19 protein-coding genes and 1 pseudogene are annotated in these 20,259 nt (G+C 47.0%); 3 read left to right on the forward strand and 17 right to left on the reverse strand.

The annotated features are described in order from the left end of the window. Window positions 1–85: 85 nt before the first annotated feature. From ACIDITHRIX25_RS80250 to ACIDITHRIX25_RS000000104470, 11 genes are all read right to left on the reverse strand, one after another. Entirely contained in the window at window positions 86–2,383 is a 2,298-nt protein-coding gene (locus ACIDITHRIX25_RS80250) for a tetratricopeptide repeat-containing glycosyltransferase (protein ID WP_201733428.1), read from the reverse strand. A gap of 183 nt (window positions 2,384–2,566) precedes the next feature. Further along, window positions 2,567–3,064, reverse strand: a complete 498-nt coding sequence (locus ACIDITHRIX25_RS80255; protein WP_201733429.1) for a hypothetical protein — start codon at window positions 3,062–3,064, stop codon at window positions 2,567–2,569. Between the two features lie 35 nt (window positions 3,065–3,099). Continuing rightward, a complete protein-coding gene (locus tag ACIDITHRIX25_RS80260) occupies window positions 3,100–3,573 on the reverse strand; it encodes a chemotaxis protein CheX (protein WP_201733430.1) in 474 nt (157 codons plus the stop codon). Further along, complete coding sequence (locus ACIDITHRIX25_RS80265) at window positions 3,574–3,939, reverse strand: response regulator (protein ID WP_201733431.1); 366 nt, start codon at window positions 3,937–3,939, stop codon at window positions 3,574–3,576. Window positions 3,940–4,013: 74 nt separating this feature from the next. Then, entirely contained in the window at window positions 4,014–4,925 is a 912-nt protein-coding gene (locus ACIDITHRIX25_RS80270) for a CheR family methyltransferase (protein ID WP_201733432.1), read from the reverse strand. Then, entirely contained in the window at window positions 4,916–6,241 is a 1,326-nt protein-coding gene (locus ACIDITHRIX25_RS80275) for a protein-glutamate methylesterase/protein-glutamine glutaminase (protein WP_201733433.1), read from the reverse strand. Before ACIDITHRIX25_RS80275 ends, ACIDITHRIX25_RS80270 begins: the two co-directional genes overlap by 10 nt. Before the next feature lie 4 nt (window positions 6,242–6,245). After that, entirely contained in the window at window positions 6,246–6,620 is a 375-nt protein-coding gene (locus ACIDITHRIX25_RS80280) for a response regulator (protein ID WP_052604991.1), read from the reverse strand. Window positions 6,621–6,708: 88 nt separating this feature from the next. Beyond that, entirely contained in the window at window positions 6,709–7,155 is a 447-nt protein-coding gene (locus ACIDITHRIX25_RS80285; RefSeq protein ID WP_200891197.1) for a chemotaxis protein CheW, read from the reverse strand. Window positions 7,156–7,157: 2 nt separating this feature from the next. Next, window positions 7,158–9,572, reverse strand: a complete 2,415-nt coding sequence (locus ACIDITHRIX25_RS80290) for a chemotaxis protein CheA (RefSeq protein WP_201733434.1) — start codon at window positions 9,570–9,572, stop codon at window positions 7,158–7,160. A gap of 1,039 nt (window positions 9,573–10,611) precedes the next feature. Beyond that, a complete protein-coding gene (locus tag ACIDITHRIX25_RS80295; RefSeq protein ID WP_201733435.1) occupies window positions 10,612–11,493 on the reverse strand; it encodes an oxidoreductase in 882 nt (293 codons plus the stop codon). Between the two features lie 564 nt (window positions 11,494–12,057). Beyond that, window positions 12,058–12,177 (reverse strand): pentapeptide repeat-containing protein, encoded by a 120-nt coding sequence (locus tag ACIDITHRIX25_RS000000104470; RefSeq protein ID WP_502756219.1) that lies wholly within the window; start codon window positions 12,175–12,177, stop codon window positions 12,058–12,060. Between ACIDITHRIX25_RS000000104470 and ACIDITHRIX25_RS80300 the strand changes: the two are divergent. Together ACIDITHRIX25_RS80300 and csrA are read left to right on the forward strand one after the other, a co-directional pair. After that, window positions 12,132–12,254: pseudogene (locus tag ACIDITHRIX25_RS80300) on the forward strand (hypothetical protein); the annotation flags it as partial. The gene ACIDITHRIX25_RS000000104470 and the pseudogene ACIDITHRIX25_RS80300 overlap by 46 nt on opposite strands. A gap of 77 nt (window positions 12,255–12,331) precedes the next feature. Beyond that, window positions 12,332–12,730 carry a carbon storage regulator CsrA gene (gene csrA, locus ACIDITHRIX25_RS000000104475; RefSeq protein ID WP_235347646.1) on the forward strand — a complete coding sequence of 133 codons (399 nt, stop codon included), beginning with the start codon at window positions 12,332–12,334 and terminating at the stop codon, window positions 12,728–12,730. A 435-nt stretch (window positions 12,731–13,165) separates the two neighbouring features. On the opposite strand, the gene fliW is transcribed toward csrA, so the two are convergent. From fliW to ACIDITHRIX25_RS80330, 5 genes are read right to left on the reverse strand one after another with little or no spacing between them, the layout of a single operon-like run. Beyond that, window positions 13,166–13,639 (reverse strand): flagellar assembly protein FliW, encoded by a 474-nt coding sequence (gene fliW, locus ACIDITHRIX25_RS80310; protein ID WP_052604986.1) that lies wholly within the window; start codon window positions 13,637–13,639, stop codon window positions 13,166–13,168. A 22-nt stretch (window positions 13,640–13,661) separates the two neighbouring features. Further along, window positions 13,662–14,621, reverse strand: coding sequence for a flagellin N-terminal helical domain-containing protein (locus ACIDITHRIX25_RS80315; RefSeq protein ID WP_201733438.1), 960 nt, complete (start codon window positions 14,619–14,621; stop codon window positions 13,662–13,664). A 5-nt stretch (window positions 14,622–14,626) separates the two neighbouring features. Further along, a complete protein-coding gene (gene flgK, locus ACIDITHRIX25_RS80320; RefSeq protein WP_201733439.1) occupies window positions 14,627–16,027 on the reverse strand; it encodes a flagellar hook-associated protein FlgK in 1,401 nt (466 codons plus the stop codon). Further along, window positions 16,024–16,509, reverse strand: coding sequence for a flagellar export chaperone FlgN (gene flgN, locus ACIDITHRIX25_RS80325; RefSeq protein ID WP_052604983.1), 486 nt, complete (start codon window positions 16,507–16,509; stop codon window positions 16,024–16,026). The genes flgK and flgN overlap by 4 nt, the downstream gene beginning before the upstream one ends. Before the next feature lie 46 nt (window positions 16,510–16,555). Further along, complete coding sequence (locus ACIDITHRIX25_RS80330) at window positions 16,556–17,998, reverse strand: type IV secretory system conjugative DNA transfer family protein (RefSeq protein ID WP_201733440.1); 1,443 nt, start codon at window positions 17,996–17,998, stop codon at window positions 16,556–16,558. A gap of 162 nt (window positions 17,999–18,160) precedes the next feature. On the opposite strand from ACIDITHRIX25_RS80330, the gene ACIDITHRIX25_RS80335 reads away from it, so the two are divergent. Further along, on the forward strand, window positions 18,161–18,373 hold the full coding sequence (locus tag ACIDITHRIX25_RS80335) for a hypothetical protein (RefSeq protein WP_052604981.1): 213 nt from the start codon (window positions 18,161–18,163) through the stop codon (window positions 18,371–18,373). 504 nt (window positions 18,374–18,877) lie between these two features. Here the strand turns inward: ACIDITHRIX25_RS80335 and ACIDITHRIX25_RS80340 are convergent. Continuing rightward, entirely contained in the window at window positions 18,878–20,191 is a 1,314-nt protein-coding gene (locus ACIDITHRIX25_RS80340; protein WP_201733441.1) for a helicase HerA domain-containing protein, read from the reverse strand. Between the last annotated feature and the right edge of the window lie 68 nt (window positions 20,192–20,259).

The raw sequence follows: 20,259 nt of genomic DNA on the forward strand, positions 1-20,259 counted from the left end.
AACTTTAATTTTTCCTTGATCTTTAAGCCTTTAATACTTTCACACATTGTCACTTGGATTTTTGAGACATATGGCAAATCAAACTTCACGAAATACCAGCTTGAAGGGGTACTCCAGCAACTATCATTGGGATTATTATTTCATATCTTTGACGAATCTCTTCCAAGGCATCTTCGAGCACGCATCGATCCACTGACCGCATCAGCTCGTCAAGCTGTTTATGTGCAAATGGATCCCCGAATGCAAAGTCAGCGACGTACAAAGATGCGACCCGCTCCAAAAGTTCCTTTGATTCGTCAACACCAACCTTTACGAGTGGGCATTTATCGCTTTGTCCGCAATTCCTAGCGATCGCTGACCACTCCAGGCGATCACTCAACGAGGCGTTATCGACAAAATTGAGTGCGCATGCGAGCAATAGATCCTCTTGGACTTGGCTCTTCCATAACGAAAGTAAAAACTTACTCGCAACTTCGGGGTCGCTGTAGCCTAGCTGTTGAATAAATCCAAAGACAGGAATTCGCCGTTTTTCTGGAATTCGCTTATAGAACTCTAAGGGCTGGACATTAGCTTTCTCCAGAATTGACACAATCAATCCAGGGTGAATCTCCAGATAACCCGAGATATCAAGGCCCTCAATAATAATTCCCAGTGCCTCTGAATATCTTTCACTCTCGTAGAGGTGTCCAATCAACGCTGGCAAAAATCTGCTTTTATCAAACTGTTGATCACCTAAGTAGCTCTCAGAGAGAGGCAGCGAATGATAAACTAAAAGAGCTTCGTCTGTTCTATCAAGCGAGATCAAGATCATCATCTCAAACGCGGCTTGGTCTGCTCGATGTGGAAATCTATCTTTGAATTCTTTATGCCAATCGATCGCGGCCTGAGAATTACCGCGGTCAAGCTCAATTTGAATTAATAATCTCAGAACAATCGGATACCAACTAAGCGGGGTCGAAGTGGAGCGAATCACATCCTCAAAGAGTTGGGCCGCTTCATCTATTTCTTGAATCATCAAAAGGGAGCGACCAAGGTGCACTAACGACTCGGCACTTCGATTTGTGGATTCGACAAAATCTCGGGAAATCGTCACGTTTCTCAAAGCTTTAGCTTGCATATCAACCCTGGTAGGCTGGTATCCGAAATGACTGATCGATCCGCTCTCAAGAGTGGAAAAATACGGTGGCAACAAGGAGTGTTTAGGAAGCACTATTTCATGCAAATTTCCTTCCCACCTCGCGTCTACCCTTCTCAGAATACGGCCCATTTGGTTGCGAATTGGAGTGGATATGTCAAGATTGTCCACACTTTTTATATTCACCATAAGTCCAATGCCAAGGCCAAGGTTTTGCGACAATTCAGACAAAATATCAGGAATAGTAAAATCAAATTCCTCATCAGCGTCTAAACACAGAACCCAGTCGCTATCGACCGATTCAAGAGCTAGTTGCCTCGCCTTACCAAAGTCGCCGCACCATTCAAACTCCCCGACCGCACCTCCATGAGAACGCACGATATCGCGGGTCGAATCACTCGATCCAGTATCTAAGACAAAAATCTCCTCTACCAAATCAGATACCGAGGATAGAGCTCCGGAGATAATATGCTCCTCATCTTTAGCGATCATCGTTAGGCTCAAGACCGGAGTTTTCACTCGTCCTGTCGCCGGTATCTCGCGAGAAGACAGCGCATTGTCACAAATGGCGAATTTTTGATATTTGTGAAAGCCGGTTCCTTGATTTACATTTCGATATTCAAGGGTTAGATGATAATCAAGCACTGCATCGCTATGGAGAAATTGGGAGTCATCCACGACCATAGAGAGCTGGTTCTCACTGGCCCAGGTCGCTATCGACCAAGATAGCTCAACCAGGTCATCGCAATCGGTCAGCTGCGAGGCAAATCGAATGAATGTCTCCTTGGCCAATGAGATACCGTCAATTCCTAGAAAAGGAGTCGATGAAAAGAAACCGCTGTGACTTTTAATCCATTCGCACTGAAACTCTCGCATAGCGCTTCTTCCGTGGTAGCTCTGTCCAAACGAGAGCTGATATCCTGGAAGATAAGCACTACGAGGACCGGTGATCACATCCGTGGCTATCAGGGATGAATTTCTGATCTGGTCCAAATGCGCCCTAGTCACAAAGGCACCTGCGCAAAAGAAGACGACCTTGCCACAAAGATGGTTAGAGGAGATAGATGCAATGGATTGGACCAAGTCTGCGCCTCGAGTGACCTTGAATCGAGGTGGCATTCTAAGTGTTGAATCAACAAGTTCAACAATTGTCACTTCATCTCCGGCACGAATTGCCGAAGAAATTGAATCAACAGATTGCGAGAGCAGCTTGGTGTTTTTTTCAGAGTATAAAACAACGATTGACAATGATTGATCTACCATGGACTATTAATCGACCAAGAGGTCGCCTCAATTGAGACGACCTTTTGAAAATTATGGTCTATTTCCGATTAAGAACTATCTTCACCTAGCCTCTAGATGGCCCAAGCCCCTTGAAACTATTACAAAAATACCGACCCAGAAGGAAGAGCATTCAGTCAAAACGGTCTATCAAAGGCAAAAACGAAGCTCGCCCCCAGGATACCCTCCCGGAATAAAAACATCGTAGGACACTATACGACCTGGCGAAGCTATGAGACTGCTTGTTTCATCGTCGAGTTCTTCCGGCAGAACGACAACTCTATCTAGCTTCACTCGCTTGGCATGGCTACGGCGATCATTCAAAAGTGATGTGATAACATTTGCCACCTCGTGAAAGTTCTCCAATAAATTCTTTGGGATCTCACCTTCGTCGGTTGCATCTTCTGCGGCTCCTGCTGGGATCATCATCATAGAAGCGCCCAAGGAGTTAGTAAGGCCCAGTTCGCAAAAGACCGCTGCTCCAACTTCATCATCATCGAATGTATAGATAGAGACAGTACCCACTCCGGGCAACTTACCCGGCGTTGCTATCCGCTTGGCTGTGACCGACTTGCCAAACAACATCCCCAGTGTCTCTTCAACATCGTTCGGATTTGGCAGTTTTAGGTCTGCTCCTTGATTCGACATGGGACTACCTCTCTCTTCTCTCGTGCTATAAAAAATTACGTTCGGTGGCGAAATACCATCAAGTAAACTTCCGCTCCCGCTAGATCAACTTTAGAGGCTGCTGCCTCTTGATGAGATGTCGGATGCAAAGTTCCATTGAAGAATGCAGGAAGTCCCAGTTTGAGGCCAGTATCAATCTCCGACATACGTCTTTTTATGCCTCCAGCTACAATGTTTATAACTTCATTTACGGCATCTGCCAGATCATCATCGCTGAGTTCTTCCTCTGGCTCCATGAACAATAGCGCCCGTGCTAGAACCGCACAAGAATCCCAGCTTCCTGCTATCCCATATTCAAAATTATATGAATCACCAATCAAGGCTACATACGAACCTGGGAAGTCCCTCTCCTTTGGGAGCTCTTCATTTATAACGGTAATACCTTCAAGACCAAGAGTCGAAGTGGCGAGCTCCTCGGCAGAATTTACCATTGCATGAAGCCAAGTTGAAACTAACGTCGGATCATCCATCTATACCACCCCAGCTGCATCTAGTGTCTCCCTAAAGGTATCCACAGTAAATGGCTTGGCGATCAAAAATAGAGCACCGGAGTCACGGGCAAGCATGTGCATATCTGGAGTACCTTCTGATGTTACAAAACCGAATGCAGTGTCAAAGCCATCCGATCGTAATTTACGAAGAAATTCGAGACCATTCATCTCGGGCATGTTCCAATCGCTCAGGATTAGATCCGGACTTTCGGCTCTAACTTGGCTAAGGCCCTCGAGGCCATTTGCTGCCTCGCAGAAGTCCGCGTCACCATGTCCCGCTTGGCGGAGGTGCCGCAGGACAATCATCCGCATCGCCTTTGAGTCATCAACAATAAGTATCTTCATTCTAAGCTCCCTATTCAATCCTTTGCTAGAAGCTGTTGTCTTATTCGACCTAACTATAAACAACCTTGAAATTATTACCGAAGTCCAGCTCGTGGTGCAACTGGAGTTCCACGAAAGGTTGGGGTAGATCCAACCGATGGTGCAACCGAACTAGCACCCCCACCTTTTATTCGATAGTAAAAACTGGCGCCTACTGTTACGCGGTCAAATTCATTAGTGACATTCATGGTCGTTTCGGATCCACCAAGCAATAACGAAGCATTCGGTGCCATAACCCGAACAACCTTCTCCAAAATTGCCCTTTTGGTAGGAAGATCGAAATAGATCAAAACATTTCTCATAAAGACGATGTCCATCCTGGGCAATATGGGCCAGTTCCCGGCTAAGTTCATCACAGAAGCATCGACCATCGAAGTCAATTCACCTTTGATCTTCCACTCGGAACCCACCTTGGAGAAGTATTTCACCAACAGAGGAGCGGGCAATCCACGATTTATCTCGATCTGTGAAAAAATCCCCTCTTTAGTTCGCTCCACCATAGCCCTTGAGATATCGGTACCAATTATCCGAACTCGCCAAGTAGACAAAGAAGGAAAGTGCTCCTTGATTGTCATCGCAATCGAATATGCCTCTTGGCCTGAAGAACATGCTCCAGACCAGATATTTAAAGATCGATCACTTCCTCGGCGTTCCATCGCTTGTGGCAACAGTTCGTTCCTCAATACATCAAAAGGTTTTACGTCTCGAAAAAAATAGGTTTCGTTTGTCGTCATCGCCTCGGAGACCATCATTCCGATCTCCGAAGTCGGAGACGGATTGGCTCGCAATTTTGAGACCAGATCGGAGATACTTGAGGCACCTAAGCGCCACGCCACGGGATTCAATCTCGACTCTACCAAGTAATCCTTATCTGGAGTCAAAACAATGGCAGTTGAATTCTTTACGTAGTTAGAAAGAAAGGTAAAATCACCTGGAGTTAGTGCCATTTACCACCTCCTAGCTCTCTCGATTGACCACGAGGTGAACCCGAGGTTCCAACGAGGCTTCCGGGAGTCAACATTTTGGGTTGCCTGGCAAATCCACTAGATCCATTGCTTGGCGCACAGCGCTTGGAGATAAAGTCGGCCATTGCTGACAAAGCGATAACATTGTCGGACAGTCCAGCATTAGTGACAAATCCAGGCATTCCCCAGACCACCGAGGACGCCTCATCCTGAGTCGCAATCTCGGCCCCTACGCCCTTGAGCTCTCGAGCTCCTACGTAGCCATCTTGGCCCATACCGGTCATTACGATCGCTAGGACTCGACTTCCTAATCTGACAGCCGAATGAAAGAGCGTGTCAACCGAAGGTCTGCAAGAATTTACCGGCGGTGAGTCATCTAAAGCCAAGGTTAGGTCGCCGCGAGAGTTGGTATTGACAACCAAATGATGTTCTCCTGGTGCAATGTAAACTTCTCCTGCACGAGGATTCTCCCCTCCTTTAGCTTCCATCACATGAAGCTTTGACTTGGTGTCTAGCCTTTCCGCTAAAAGTCGGGTAAAGGTCGCAGGCATATGCTGCACGATCACAATTGGCACCGAAAGGTTGGCTGGCAGTGCTGGGATTACCTCCCCTAGAGCATTCGGCCCCCCGGTGGATATGCCAATCAATACAACAGAAGGAGCTCGAGTAGGAGCCGCTCTTGGCACTTGCCTCGAGCCACTATCGCGAGAGCCTTCATCTCGGTGAGAAAGACTACGGCCAATTGGCTCTGGCAGAGCGTTGCGGGTCTCGCGCGAATTGGAATGGCGAGTTTCGATAGTTGAAGAAGACCCTCTGGTGGCACCTGGTCGATGAGTCGGATTGACACCGCTTGATCCCGGTAACGAAGGAGGAGATTTTTTTCGCTTTTGGCCAAGTACCCTAATCTTACCGACCAAAGCAGATGCAATAATGTCTTTCGATGATTCTATGCTGGCGCTAGATGTTGGCTTTGTTACATAATCAGTCGCACCACAGCTGAGTGCATCTAAGGTAGCCTTGCCCCCAGCCTCTGTAAGAGTTGAAAACATGATGATAGGAACTCGCGAATCCATAGCGCGAATATGACCAATCGCCTCAATCCCATTCATCTCGGGCATCTCGATATCTAGAGTGATTACATCGGGTTGCAACTCCCTAAAGCGAGCAATCGCTTCTTTACCAGAGGCTGCAGTCCCTACGACTTCTATATCGGGCTCCCGAAGTAGTGTCGAGGTTACGATCTTACGAATAACAGCAGAGTCGTCGACGACCATTACACGGATACGCGTACTATCCATCCGCCTACCTCGCTCCGAGACCCAGGAGCGAGAGCTTCTCATCTATAACGTCCTTAGTGAAAGGTTTCATTACATATTCGTTAGCACCTGCTTCGAGAGCCTTTAAGACTTGCTCAATTTCGGTTTCAGTAGTGACCATCATCATCGTCACATCGTCGAATTGAGCCATCGACCTCGCCTTTACCAAAAACTCATAACCATTCATAACCGGCATATTCCAGTCAATTAGAATCAGCTCTGGCTTGGCCATCTTCGAGAGTTTATGAAGAGCATCAGCGCCATTTTCTGCCTTTTCGACCGAATACCCAAGCTCCGTTAAGATACGTGCCAAAATCATCCTCGTTGCGCTCGAATCGTCTATTACCAGGGCCAACGCCATCTAGATCCCCTCCGGAGATAGTTGTGATTTAATATTTGCCCAAAGCGATCCACTGGGCCAAAAGGTGAATGTGACTACTCGGGCCAAATCAGGCGTCGACTAATGAAAATACCGCTCGCTCAAGATCCAGAACAAGCATCAGTTTGCCTTCGAGCTTATAGACACCCCTAATCAGGTGACGAAATGAAACCTCAAGCGTCTCGGGCGGATCCTCAAAGAAGTCCGCCTCCACTTCGACGACATCTCCAATCTCATCGACCAAGAGACTCAAGGGGCCATCGTCGCTTCTAACCACTATGTTCATAGGAAGACGACCATCTAGATGCGCGAGACCCATGACCTTCCTAAGGTCAAGAGCAGTTACAATCTGGCCTCTCAGATTGATGAGTCCAGCAACTACATCATCGGCCAATGGAACACTTGTCATCGGTTGGTATTTGAGGACCTCTTGAACCTCGCGAACGCCTATTCCAAGAAAATGATTGTCCAAATAAAAGGTACAATACTGCTTTTCACTCAAAATCTTTTGGGACACTTCTAGCCTCCGTATCCAGCTAAAGCAAAATTGGACGAATCGATAAAGTTCACAAGAGCGCTTTGAACGATTTCGTCGACGTTAACTATGTCAGTTACTCGATCGTTGATAACTGTTGAACCGATGACTTGTGACTTTATAGAACACTTCTCTAGGTTCATATTGACAGCAACTATGTCAAGGATCCGATCGACCACTACTCCGACACGCCTGCCATGGCCCGAATGAACCACAACTTGAATGCTCGCGGAATCGACTTCTGTTGCACTCGGTACACCAAGGGTGCTCGAGAGCCAGATGAGTGGCATTATTGCGTCACGGTACTGAACAACTTGGTTATCCCCTGCCCATTCAAGGGCATCGGAAGGAAACTCTTCCAGACGATCCACGCTCGACAGCGGAACCGCGACCCTGTACGAATCGCCGACACCTAGCAGGAGCAGGGTTTGGCGCTCTCCCACCTCGAGCGTTGAACTAGCTGAAAGTTCACTTAGCTTACGATCTCGCACCTCTGAAATCACCGACGACCGCTGTGCGATTCCCATTACATCTAAAATCAGTGCAACGCGTCCATCACCCATTATTGTCGCGCCAGCGTAGACATCTACATTCTTTACTTGCTTACCGAGTGGTTTCACGACGATCTCTTCGGTGTCAACGACGTTGTCAACTACCAGGCCAAATTGCCTCTCGTCGGCTTGAAGCACCACTACGTTTACAGCATCATCTTCTATCTTTTTCGTCGAGGTATGCATCAAGTCGCACAGATAGACAAGAGGAAGGAGATTTCCCCGCAATCGACAGACAGGGGCACCATAGACAGAGTCAATATCGACCTTAGCTTGATCTCGCTCCAGGCGCACAAGTTCTACTAAGGAGACTTGAGGGATTGCATAGCGCTGGCCGCCTGCAGCCACCACAAGTGCAGGAATGATAGCTAAGGTAAGTGGAATCTTGATCTTGATAGTGGTTCCCTCACCAGGAGTGCTTTGGATGTCGATAGTGCCGCCAATCTTTTCGATATTGGTCTTGACCACATCCATCCCAACGCCACGCCCCGAGACATTGGTAATCTTCTCAGCGGTGGAAAACCCTGGCGCAAAGATGAGATTTGTAATCTCACGCTCACTCATCTTGTCAAGTTGATCCGCTCGAAAAAGGCCCTTCTTGAGAGCATTAGCCCGAATCCTATCGGGGTTAATTCCAGCACCATCATCTGCAATTTCAATATTTACGTGGCCACCTTCGTGGTATGCACGAAGGATCAATCGACCATCCCGAGCTTTACCTGCTGCAATTCGACCCTCTGGTGTCTCAATTCCATGATCTACTGAGTTACGGACAAGGTGGGTCAGGGGATCCTTGATCGATTCGATGATAGTTCGATCCAGTTCCGTCTCTCTGCCTTCGAATTCAATAGCCACATTTTTACCGACAGAGAGGGCTAAATCTCGAACCACCCGAGGGAACTTAGACCAGACATTCCCAATCGGCTGCATCCTCGTCTTCATCACACCCTCTTGGAGTTCAGATGTAATCAGATTCAACCGTTGCGAAGCTGCGACGAACGAAGAGTCGGTCTGAGAAGAGGTATATTGCAGAATCTGATTTCGTGCTAGAACCAACTCTCCGACTAAGTTCATAAGCTTGTCCAGCAACCCAACGTCAACCCTTATATTGGCGTCAGAGACAGATGTGACAACTTTATCCTTGTCGACATCACCTCTATTTGGAGGAGTTGCATCCTTTGAGACATCACTTATAGGCGATACGGCCAAAGGCTCATCGACTGTGACCTGCTCGGATGTCGGAGCCGCTATAGAGACGGGTTCCTGGGGTGGAGCAGGCTTTGAAACCTTCTTATTGAAGACAAAGGAAGACTCCCCGACCTTAATTGGCGCATGAATCTCTGGTTGAACTTCTTCCGGCGGAGAGATGGGGTCTTGAGATGTAGGGGCACTCGAAGGAACCGTGGCTGGGTTAGAGCCTTGGCTCGGTTGCGGTAGCGTTCCATTGGTCATCGAAGCAAGAAGCTCGATTAGCGCGCTGTAGTCGCCATTGCCCTCGTAGTTTTCCTGCTCTATAAATGAGAGCATCTCACGAACTGCATCTACCGTTGATAGAAGCGCCGAGGTAATCCCCGGATTTATCATTATCACGCCGTCACGTAGCTTCGACAACAGATTCTCACCTACGTGGGCTACCTTTTCCAACTTCTCAAACCCTAGAAAGCCACATGTGCCCTTTATGGTGTGAATAGTTCGAAAAATCGACGAGAGCGTCTCCTTATTATGTGGATCGCTCTCTAGTATCACTAGATCTTGGTCAAGTCTGTCAAGGTTCTCATAACTCTCAACTAAAAATTCCGCAACTTCCTCTGGTATCTGACCGCTGGTGTCGCCCGAATTGGAACTCATCTAAACCCCCGATGGTAAAGGATGTCTCCAATGACTTTCGGCAAGAAGATCGGCCACCTTGACCAATTGAATAAAGTGCGTACTCAACCAGTTCCAAGCACTATTAAGATCGATAACTATCCAGCCTCTCAAGGATCAAATGAAACTATCCCAGCGACAGTGCGCGCCATTAATAATCCCTAGCTAAAGTTGGTATCTCAAAAGTCCGATTCGTAATCTGCATCTATAAAACTATGAAGAGTCGGCTCCAGGCAAAGACAACCATAGCCAAAAAGAAAGTATTATCCATCTAGAACTAGACGTAATACAGCCAAAGCCAAAACCTAAAACTACGCCTGGCACACCTAGCACGCTCCGGGTGAGATCTCTAAGTGAACAATTAGTTGTCTCAAAGATTGAAATTTGAGCCGCATCCATCTAAATAGGTATGGTTTATTTCCCTGACGAAGAGTCGGCTCCAGGCTCTTACACAACAGCTTTTCAAGATATCCTATAGCTTATAAAATTCGTGAATTGAAGGCCTCAGCGTACCTGCCATAGGGTTAAGCAAAAAACCTTTGCAGTCAAAGTGCTATCGGTAAAAATGAAATCCTTAATTTTTCGAACCAGGAACCGTTACCATACAAGGCTAAGCCTGTCTGCAACTAGCATTGAAATCAGATACTTGATCTAAGAATAAATAAAAGTCAAAAATTAGCTCTCAGACAAACCACACGGTTACCCATCGAAAATAGCAAAATTGCGCCGAAGTAGCCTTTTCTTTCGATCGGTAACAGAGCAGAATTTAGAGCAGTTGGTCTTTGAATCTAGCTAGTTAGATTTGCCCTATACCTTTATGTTTCAAGACATGATCGCATCGTTGATAGTTTGTCATCTCTGGATACAATACAAAAAATCACAAATTACACAGTTCCACCATAAAGATTTTCCAGGCCCTAAAAATCAAGACCACCTAGTTGAAAACCATCTTTAATAACGACCTAGCTGAAAACAAGCCTATGCCGCCATAACTATCATGGAAAGCAACTCAAAGAAAAATCTAAATTCCAAAAGTAGTTTTTGTCATTTCCTCGGAAATATTCCAAAGACGCTCGCCTGCGACATCATCGAGAGCCTTTGGCGGAGGCGAAACCACTGTTGGCTTACCTCTCAAACCAAAGGGGCCGCGTGGGCCGAAATAAGTCCAGTTCTCGATCGAAGACGTAGCCGCCATTATCGATGGACGTGCACCCATACAGGGCCTCTGCGCAATCAGTGGTTGCAAAAGCTTTAGCACTCCCGGCGTTCCCTTGCCAATTCTCGGCCCATTGAAGGAGAGATTGGTAGCGCTATATCCTGGGTGTGAGCTTAGGGAAATGATTGGATCGGAGTTGGCCATTGCTCTCTTTGAAAGTTCTCTGGCAAATAGCAGATTGGCGAGCTTTGATTGGCTATAGCTCTTCCACGGCGAGTAATTCTCGTTCGCATTCAGATCATCGAAGTCGATAGTTCCAAACTTAGCTACCATCGACGAGACCGTAACCACACGAGGCGAATTGGACTCAAGTAAAAGGTCGTAGAGGCCAGCTGTCAAGACAAAATGGCCGAGATGATTCGTCGCGAATTGGCTCTCAAATCCATCGTTGGTCTCCATTCGCATAGGAATAGCCATCACGCCGGCGTTATTGATTAGGATGTCAATACGATCAAATCGTGCCTTGAGCTCTATGGCAGCCATCAATACCGATCCAACCTCTGAGAGGTCGAAGACCACTTGATCGAGCGTTGCCTTTGGCGCCACTTTAGCAATTTTCTCAATCGCATCATCAATCTTGCGTCTATTTCGACCCGCGAGAATCACATGATCATCCCGTTTGGCAAACTCCAAAGCAGTCTCTAGGCCAATTCCACTTGTGGCACCTGTGATCAAAATTACTGCCAACTAAATCCACCGATCATAAAACTAAACCGCTACTACCTAGGCGATAGCAAGAAACACACGCTTCATCCGTAACAAAACTTAGCGCATCGTTAGCAAATCGAATGCAAAGCCACTGTAAATTGATCATAACGCATCAAGAGACCTAACCAAAAAGACAATCAAACTCAAGGAAAATTGCTAAGACGCCCTTCCTTCCTCTAGCCATTGCGATGATTTGCCTCTTTCATAAAAAGCCTTCTAAAGCATCTAATAATAAAGATGCAAACGGAGCCGATCACATTGAAACTAATAACAGCTGGAATTGACCCAAAAAGCACGACGGCTGGCCGAGTAAGTTCAAACTCCACTGGAGGATTTCGACGCGTAACTCCAGGACCAAAGAGGTGCGATATCAAAAGACCTCCAAAGCTGCAAGTCGCTTTGTCGATCTGATGGCAGGGCAATGGGAAAGCTTCTCTACAAGGATTAGTCATTCCGACTCGCACCTTATCGACTTGCGCCTTGCCAATTTGTGCCTTGCCAATTTGTGTCTTGCCTAATTGAACTACAAGGCCCTTTGGCAACTCACCACAACAGCCAGTTTGACCCAGTGCATTTTGACCCAGTGCAGTTTGACCCAGTGCAGTTTGACCCAGTGCAGTTTGACCCAGTGCAGTTTGACCCAGAACAGTTTGACCCAGGCAAAAGCGACCCAGAACAGTTTGACCCAGTGCAGTACGTCACTCAAATACCTTCAGTTGCAAGTGGCACCAAAGGCATAGCTTTCGGATACTAACCAACTAAAGTCGAGATGCTACCCGGAGCCATCTCCACATAGTCAAAGCTATAAGACACTCTGGTGGCTAAGAAAACAGTTATCTGGGGAAAAGTAGCTAAATTTCAATCCTTTTGCGAAGTATTAGCATTTGATCGCAAAATATACCCAAATAGGCCCTATTGTATAAGTTGTTCGTTACTTGCCTACGACCATCTCGCGCAAGGAGGCGCTTTGCTAGTACTAACACGCCGAGCCAACCAAAGCATCGTCATCAGTGACGATATTGTAATTACGATACTTGATATCCATAGAGATCAAGTAAGAGTCGGGATTTCGGCGCCACGGGATGTAGAAATTCACCGAGAAGAAGTTTATCTGGCGGTGAAAGCTGCGAACGAAGCGGCGGCAACCAGTCCTAAGGCATTAGGCATCGATATGGGTGAAATCAAGATGCCGATTGATGATTCCGCCAAAGAATAGCTAACGCACATCGGCCACCTAAGCCATTTGCTTGATGAAGACCTACGCCTACCTCCTAGGAGTAACTCTAATAGACCAGGGCTGTAGGGTCACATCACCATCTCGGCGTTAGGTTTGGGCTGTGCTAGCAATAGAGTTTTAGGTAATTTACTTATAACCTTGGGCTAGCGCCAGCTTGTCAACTAAGGTTGCGGCCCGCCCAAGTTCGACTATCCCGCAATGGCGCTGAAAGTGCCCTGGGGCTTCTTGTGGTTTGTCCTATATTAAAAGATGTACCCGGGTGGGTATCTTTGTCGAGTTCTCTAACGACCTAGTTCAAACCCCTCGTTCAGGTCCCTAGAGAGTACCCTAATCCAAAGGTGATAAGAGACTAAGTACTTGGGCTGCAGGAAGATCGGATGGTGGTTTTTAAAATCGACCATCCCAAAACCACCCCTAGAGTACAACTCGGTCTGAAGCCCGAAGAGCTAGTGAAACTTCGTGGGTAACAGAGTAGTCACTCTCCACCTGAACAACTTGGGCTGCAATCTTGCTTTCAACATTTAGAACTATCGGTCCAAGTAAATTCACAACAGGATTTTTGTTCTCCCTTAGAGTTGCTATCACAAGCACCAGTGCGTCCTCTGATCGCGTCAAACCCAAAAGATTCTGCGTTGGGTCATCCACGTGAACCTGGTAGTCCTCAACGACAAATCGAGGTTCAACCACGATAAGAGTGAGTTCGGAGGTGAACGAACGTAATGCCATATAAGGGTTGTAGTCGTCTCCTAGATCCAAAAGTGCAAACTTGCGCTCAGCAAAGAAGCCGGGCAAGCCCTTCGGCAAGTTGACTTCGGCTACGATTCGAAAACTCGGAGCGCCCGACTTTGGTGACTCATCCACCTCTGGCTCAGATTCTATGGTATTCATTTATTACTCTCCAGTCCTAATACTAGTGAAGGTATGTGGCCAACGATGGTTGTTGGCCCAATTGTGCCGTCGCATAAAGTGCGACTTGATAGTTTGAAAGAGCTTGCTGATATTGTGTAGAGACGGAAGCCACATCGACATTTTGAATCGCGCCAAGTTGGGTATTCAACGATTGTTGAGTATAGGTCGTCTGCTGTTGCATGGCCTGCATCTGCTGATATTGAGCACCAACTTGACCAGCATTTGTCTGAAAGACTGCAAAAGCAGTATCAAATTTACCTAAATCAGTAGACATATTGGCAGATGATCCAGATTGTAAGTCTTTGACAATACTACTTAAGGTAGTCATTATGTTAGCTGTGTTATTTGCGTACCCAAGCTCTCCAGAAACAGGAGAAGCTGGGTTTGAGGGTGGGTTTCCAGTTCCAAAAGCGTCAGCCAAACTCGCATTTACCGTGACTCCCGGAGCAACCGTTCGGCTCGGAGCAACACCATTGCCCTGATAGGTATAGACCGTCGTGCCGCTAGTAGTAGTTGGGGTATAGGCGGATTGCGCACCCGAGGTTCCCCCAAAGATTGCCACACCTAGATATTGGGTATTTGCTATCCCCGCCAAGGTCTGGACATATCCATTAATTTGGTTAGCTATCGCCTTTATCGAGGCTGAGGGTAAGGCACCATTTCCCGCAGAGAGAATCGCCGTGCGAGCTTGTTGTAGAACATTCATCGCAGTACTCATTGCGCCATTAGCAACCCCAAGCATCGTCGAACCGTCTTTTGCATTCGCCACGAACTGATTAGCGCGCGAAAGCCCAGTCTGCACCGCCAGCAAGTTGGAGATTCCAACCGGACTATCACTTGGCTTTGAGATGTTATTGCCTGTAGCTAAAAGCTGCTGGAGATTTACTAGTGTGTTTTGGTCTCCTTGGACTGAGTTGACCAAAGAACCAACGAGTGATGCATTTCCTATTCTGTCTGTCATTTAACTTATACCGCCGAAATAAGACTTTGAATTGAGGTCGCTACGGTTGCAATTACCTTTGCAGCCGCCTGATATGCATTTTGAAAGGCAACCATATTGACCAACTCTTGATTTGTATTTACACCAGAGACGCTAGCTAGCGCCGAGGTAGCAGATTGAGAGCGAGCAGATTGTGTCTTCACATTTGATTGAGCCGTCGAAACGTCAAGGCCAACCTGAGTAACAATCGCGTTGTACAGTGCATCCGGAGATGTGCTAGAAGATGACGACCCCAGTGCAGCTACCGCTGCCGCGATAGATCCATCCATAGGTGTATTCGAGGACGACGAGGACGCAATTAAATTTGGATTTGTTGAAACTGCCTGATTGACGGAGATGGTCGCTGCAGCCGTTGACGATGAAGTCGACACGCTAAAGAGCGGTTGACCAGCAGGAAGCGGGTTAGTAGTAGAAATAGGAGGTGTTGCGTATCCATATGTCCCTCCGCTTGACGGCGCTAGTGCACCATTGACCTGGGTGGCAAGCTGATCGGCGAAGTTATTCAAATTCGTCATATAACTCGGTATATTATTATTTAATGCTGCCAAGTTACCACCAATCGTACCCGAAGCAACTGGAAGTGTAGCTCCAGTCGAGTTCGAGACGATCGATGCGGTACCAGTAGCTGGCGCTGTTGGAGCTTGAACATTGAGCGAATCTGCTACTATCCCACTCACTAGCGCAATACCACCAGAAAAGATCGATATAGAACCGTTACTACCATTTACAACTCGCGCTCCAATTGAGTCGGTAATCGACTGGACGAGTTGATTTCGCTGATCTATCAATGTATTCGCGCCATTTTGACCCTGAGCTGCCATAATCTGGCCATTCAAAGTGGCCACCTGTTTCAACTGCTGATTGATCGAGGTAACCGAAGACTGAACCTGGCTCACAGTACCGTTATAAAGATTGGTCAACCCTTGTGAATCACTATTGATAGTCGTAGAGAGTTGTTGGGCAATATTGACCAATTGTGTTCGAGCCGCCATAAGGTTGGGCTGATTTGAGACCTGATCAAATGCATTCCAAAGGGATGACAACTGTTCATTAATTCCAATTGGCGAGGGCTCTTGAAAATTTGTTTGAGCCGATGAAAGCGCCGATGAAAGGCTGGTCGCCGCATGCGAATCCGCAGAGGCACTTTGAGCTTGCGCTTGCAAAAAAGAGTCAGAGATTTGAGAGACAGAGGCTACTATAGCACCGGATCCTATGTTGGATCCCGGGTTGATAACAGCCGAAAGGTTAGCAGTCTCCCTTGTATAACCAGGCGTATTGACGTTAGCAATATTCTGGCTAACGACATCCATACTTTTAGTTTGCGCCTGAATCCCTGAGAGTCCAATATAGATCCCAGCATTGCTCACAATAGACCATCCAATAGTGAAATCGTGGCTTCCTTGCTACGCCTTCCATTCCTTCCGTAGAGATTGGTTGTTCCGCTTGAATCGATTAGATTCAAAACGTCTTCAACCAAAGCGATGCGCTGTGCTAAGAGACTATTGATCTCATTTTGCGCTTTAGCGATCCTGGCTGTGACCAAAAGCATCTGGCTTCTTTGTTCAGCAAAGACAGACTTCCATGGCTCAGGAGTCGCCGAAATAATCTCCGACAGCGGAGCCATCGAATCGATCTCAAGAAAGTCACAGACCTCCGAGGATGCGATTGCTCGTCGCAGTTCGGCATGCTTGATCTCGCCGCTTACAGCTTGAATCTCAAAGTTAGCTTCACCTAAATAATGGTGACGTTCATTGGCAACTAAAAGGCGTTCCTCTTCCAATTTGAAGAGGAGTTTTTCAAGTAATGCTGTCTCGTATTCGAGTGATTGCGAAAGTTCAGAGTATCCCACGGCCTTAGTATCGGCAACTCAGATACAAACCTAAAAATAATAACAACTACCGTCTTGGAATTCTTGCCGAGAGCTCTATTATGGCCGGTGGTCGATGACCATAGACCAAAAGAGCCTTACCTGGCTGAAGCCTTCTAAGTGCCCCAAGTGCAAGTAGATGGCGCAATTGGCCACCATCTGAGTTGGACTTTTGCCAAATTGAATTTGGGTACTCACTTTTCATCCCACATAACTCTTGTGCGAGAGTCATGGTTGATGGATCTGAAATCGCCCCTAAAAAGATCTTAGCTCGATGGTTATTTACAATAGTGGTGGCAGCCTCGCCATATCTAGCACGCAACTGTGCTAGATCTTGATAGATAGTTATCAACTGAACGCCAAAGGATGACACGGTCGAGATTATCTCGTCAAAATTTGCTATCGGAGCTAAATTAGCAGCCTCATCCAAGACGATCAAAAGAGCACGCTCTGTCACTTCAAATTGAAAGATGCGATCGAAGATCTCTGCTAGTAATGCGCCGAAGACGGTTCCAATCTCTCCTTGTCGATTCGGTGGGGCAATCAAAAAGAGACTCGACGAACCAGAGGAATCGAAATCCACCAAGTCAAAGTAGCCCTCAATAGGCGTTGTGCCAATTGAGAACGGAGTTATCGAGCGATCTAGGGTTGTAAGAATTGACGAGAGGATTCTCTCATCCAAATCAAGGGTCGCCGCTATCGACCGGGCATATTCAAGATAGTTGTTTTCGATCAGAAAATTACCAGCTTCCTCGAAGTCCCTTTGATCAATCCAACCGATCACGTCGATGATGCTTAGCCCTAAATGAGATGCTGCCAATAGCAGTGGCGCCAACAATCGAGCTGCTAAAGTCGCCCAGAATTGCCCTTCTTCACCCATATGGCGCAAAGTTCGAGAAAAACAGATACCTTGTGCAAGTCGTCTCGATGAATTAGCATCCAATTTTCTAGAGAGAGGGTTCCAAAAAGAATTACCTCGATCGGTACTTCCCAGCGGGTCATACACGATCACCCTACCCATAGTCGATCGTGCCTCAATGGTTGCCTCCATCAAATCACCTTTGACGCTCGAGGCGATCACTCCCCCGCGATGTTCCAGGATCGCCGGAATGGCCAGTCGAGATGTCTTAAACGACTGCGTTGGGCCAAAGACGATTGCCGAGTCCCGGCGATCAAGTCGGATAGATCTCAAACCCAATTTGCCTATAGAGATAGAGGGATTCAAAGTTTTAAAGTCGCTCAAATTGAAGCGACCCGCAAAATGCACTCCCTCATGGATTCCTCTGCGACTCGACTTGGTTGGTCGAAACCTCCCCATGGTCTTTTGGTGCTCGCCCTTTGAGTCACCAACAAATAAAAAGATCGCCACTAGGACAAGAACCACACCAAAGCCACCAACGCTAAGGTGAGGCATCACCACATCAAGCGACCTACCGAAAGAGAAACAGCTCTCCAGCGAGCTAAAAACCATGAAACGCTCCTAATGTCAACCAAACAAACCAAAAGGAAAAATCAAAAGGAAAAATAAGACCCACCAAAGCGCCATCAAAACGCCAAACAAATAACTTTTTGCGCCCAAAAAGACCACCCAAATAGTGGACCTAAGATAAAGATTGCAACGGATAGATCAACGATGCAGGATCCATCTAACCCTAAAAGTAATAATGACCGAGATCAGAGTGCCAATAAAGCAGTCAAGACAAAGGACGATGTCACAGATACAGAAAGGTCAAAACCGACAATCATCCAAGTAACAACTAAAGTAACAATTGCCAAAAAGCCTGGTACTGCTATCTTTGATTTCCAAATAGAAAAGGGCCTCAAGGCCAAAGGTAGTGAGCAATAGCCCGAGTTGGAGCCCCGAGATAATAGCCCACTAAAGCCATTCCATAGAATCAGACCTTACATCGATCTAAAACCGATACCTGATCAGATTGGATTAGTTGAGGTATAAGTCTGGTCGCCATGAACCAATCCAATATGGCTAGAACGGCCCAACTGGCCCAATCAGTCTGGGCCAATCAGACTGGGCAATCAGACTGGGCAATCTGTCTGGGCAATCTGTCTGGGCCAATCACTATCTCACAATTACATCTGGCACTTTATTAAGCGCCATGGCTATTAGAGTCAAAGACCTGGATTTTTTGGCTCGGCTTTCATTTAGGCTTCTAGCAATTCGATAGACAAAAAACTTGCGCAAGACAAAATAGGCGGAAATCTCCACTACAAGCTTCCCATAAAACCGCCACGGAAACAGCAGCCCATACCTTGGCCGCCATTGATTTGGCGGTCACTGGCAATTCAAGATTTAGAGTGAGTTTATAACTTCATTCAATCTATTGCGGTTGACTCAATTAGGTTTAGCCCGTACGCCCCTGCCAAGCAAGGGTGCGTCCGTATTGAAGAGAGCCGTCTCGATTGAAGTTAAATAATGATCCACCAACAGATTTCGCTCTCCAATCTTCCACAGCGCACTTCCCTTTCGTAGTTGACGCAGTAGCGGTGCCACTTCTAGGGAAAATCCAAAGGCGCTGCAAAGGTGATGGGCCTCGTCCACTTCAAGCGCGAACGAAACTATCGTCTCTGTATCGTTGATCATTCCAAGACCACGGTTTATCTCGCTTATCACAGTTCTATTAGGTCCATTGGAATAGTTTGTAGAGCTATTGAGCGACTGTGATTTTAAATGGGCACCGACATCATCTCCGCCTGAGAAGTCACTCAGCCTGTGGCTAACTCCTATATTTGCAATTCCAATTCCTCTTGATAGTTTCCAATAGCTACCTAGCCAACTCGCAATATTTGAGTCACTCATCAGCGCCCAAATCTCATCTATGGCAATTATGAGAGGAGGAAGATCCCGGGTCATCTTGTGAGCTCTAAGCGCCCCCAGCAATAGCGCTACTACGAGTGGATATCGGCCGGATCCAAAGAGGCCTGATAAGTCAAATACTAAAATGCTCTTGCCTAAAACTTTGCCCAGATCAAAAGACGACTCACTTTGAGCGACTAGACCCGACTCAATCAGCGAATCCAATACCGCTAGCAGACTAGCGAGACTCCCGATTGAATACGAGCCTCTCCATGTGGTCGGACCTCCACTACGGTCGATCTTCTCCAGGCATGATCGCAACTTGAAGAAGTCAACTCCCCTTGAAATCTCATTCAGCGCCTCCGATATGGCAAGATGCTCAATCTCGGTAGGTCTCCTTCCTAAAGCCACAGAGATGACATATGTCGCCATTTCGCTATTTAGCTCCCGTGCTAAAAGACCATTAGGAGCCCCTTCCACCTCCACGAAAGGGTTAACCCCTCTCTTGGATGCCAGATAGTCAATCGGATCAAAGCCAAAAAAGCGTGCCAAAGCGCCATATTCTCCCTTTGGATCAAAGACTACAGATGGATAACCCAAAAGAAACATTCGAGCGAGATAGCTCTTCAATAGGGCGGATTTACCTTTTCCGACTTGGCCAAAGACAAAGGCGTTAGGGTTAGAGATCACGCCGTCGCGATAGAGCTCAAATGGATTAAAACCAAATCTACCGCCGAACCTTGAGGCACCAAGGATCGGAGCTACATTTTGAGAGCCGGTCTCACAAAATCCAGGCAACCAGAGCGAGAGCGCCGTGGTTGATTCAATATCTGCTATCGCATTTAATTTCATGGGAGATCCTTGACTAGATTTACAACTTAGATTCAAAATCACCAAATGAAAATACCTAATTCTTGCCG

The organism is Acidithrix sp. C25 (assembly GCF_904848545.2).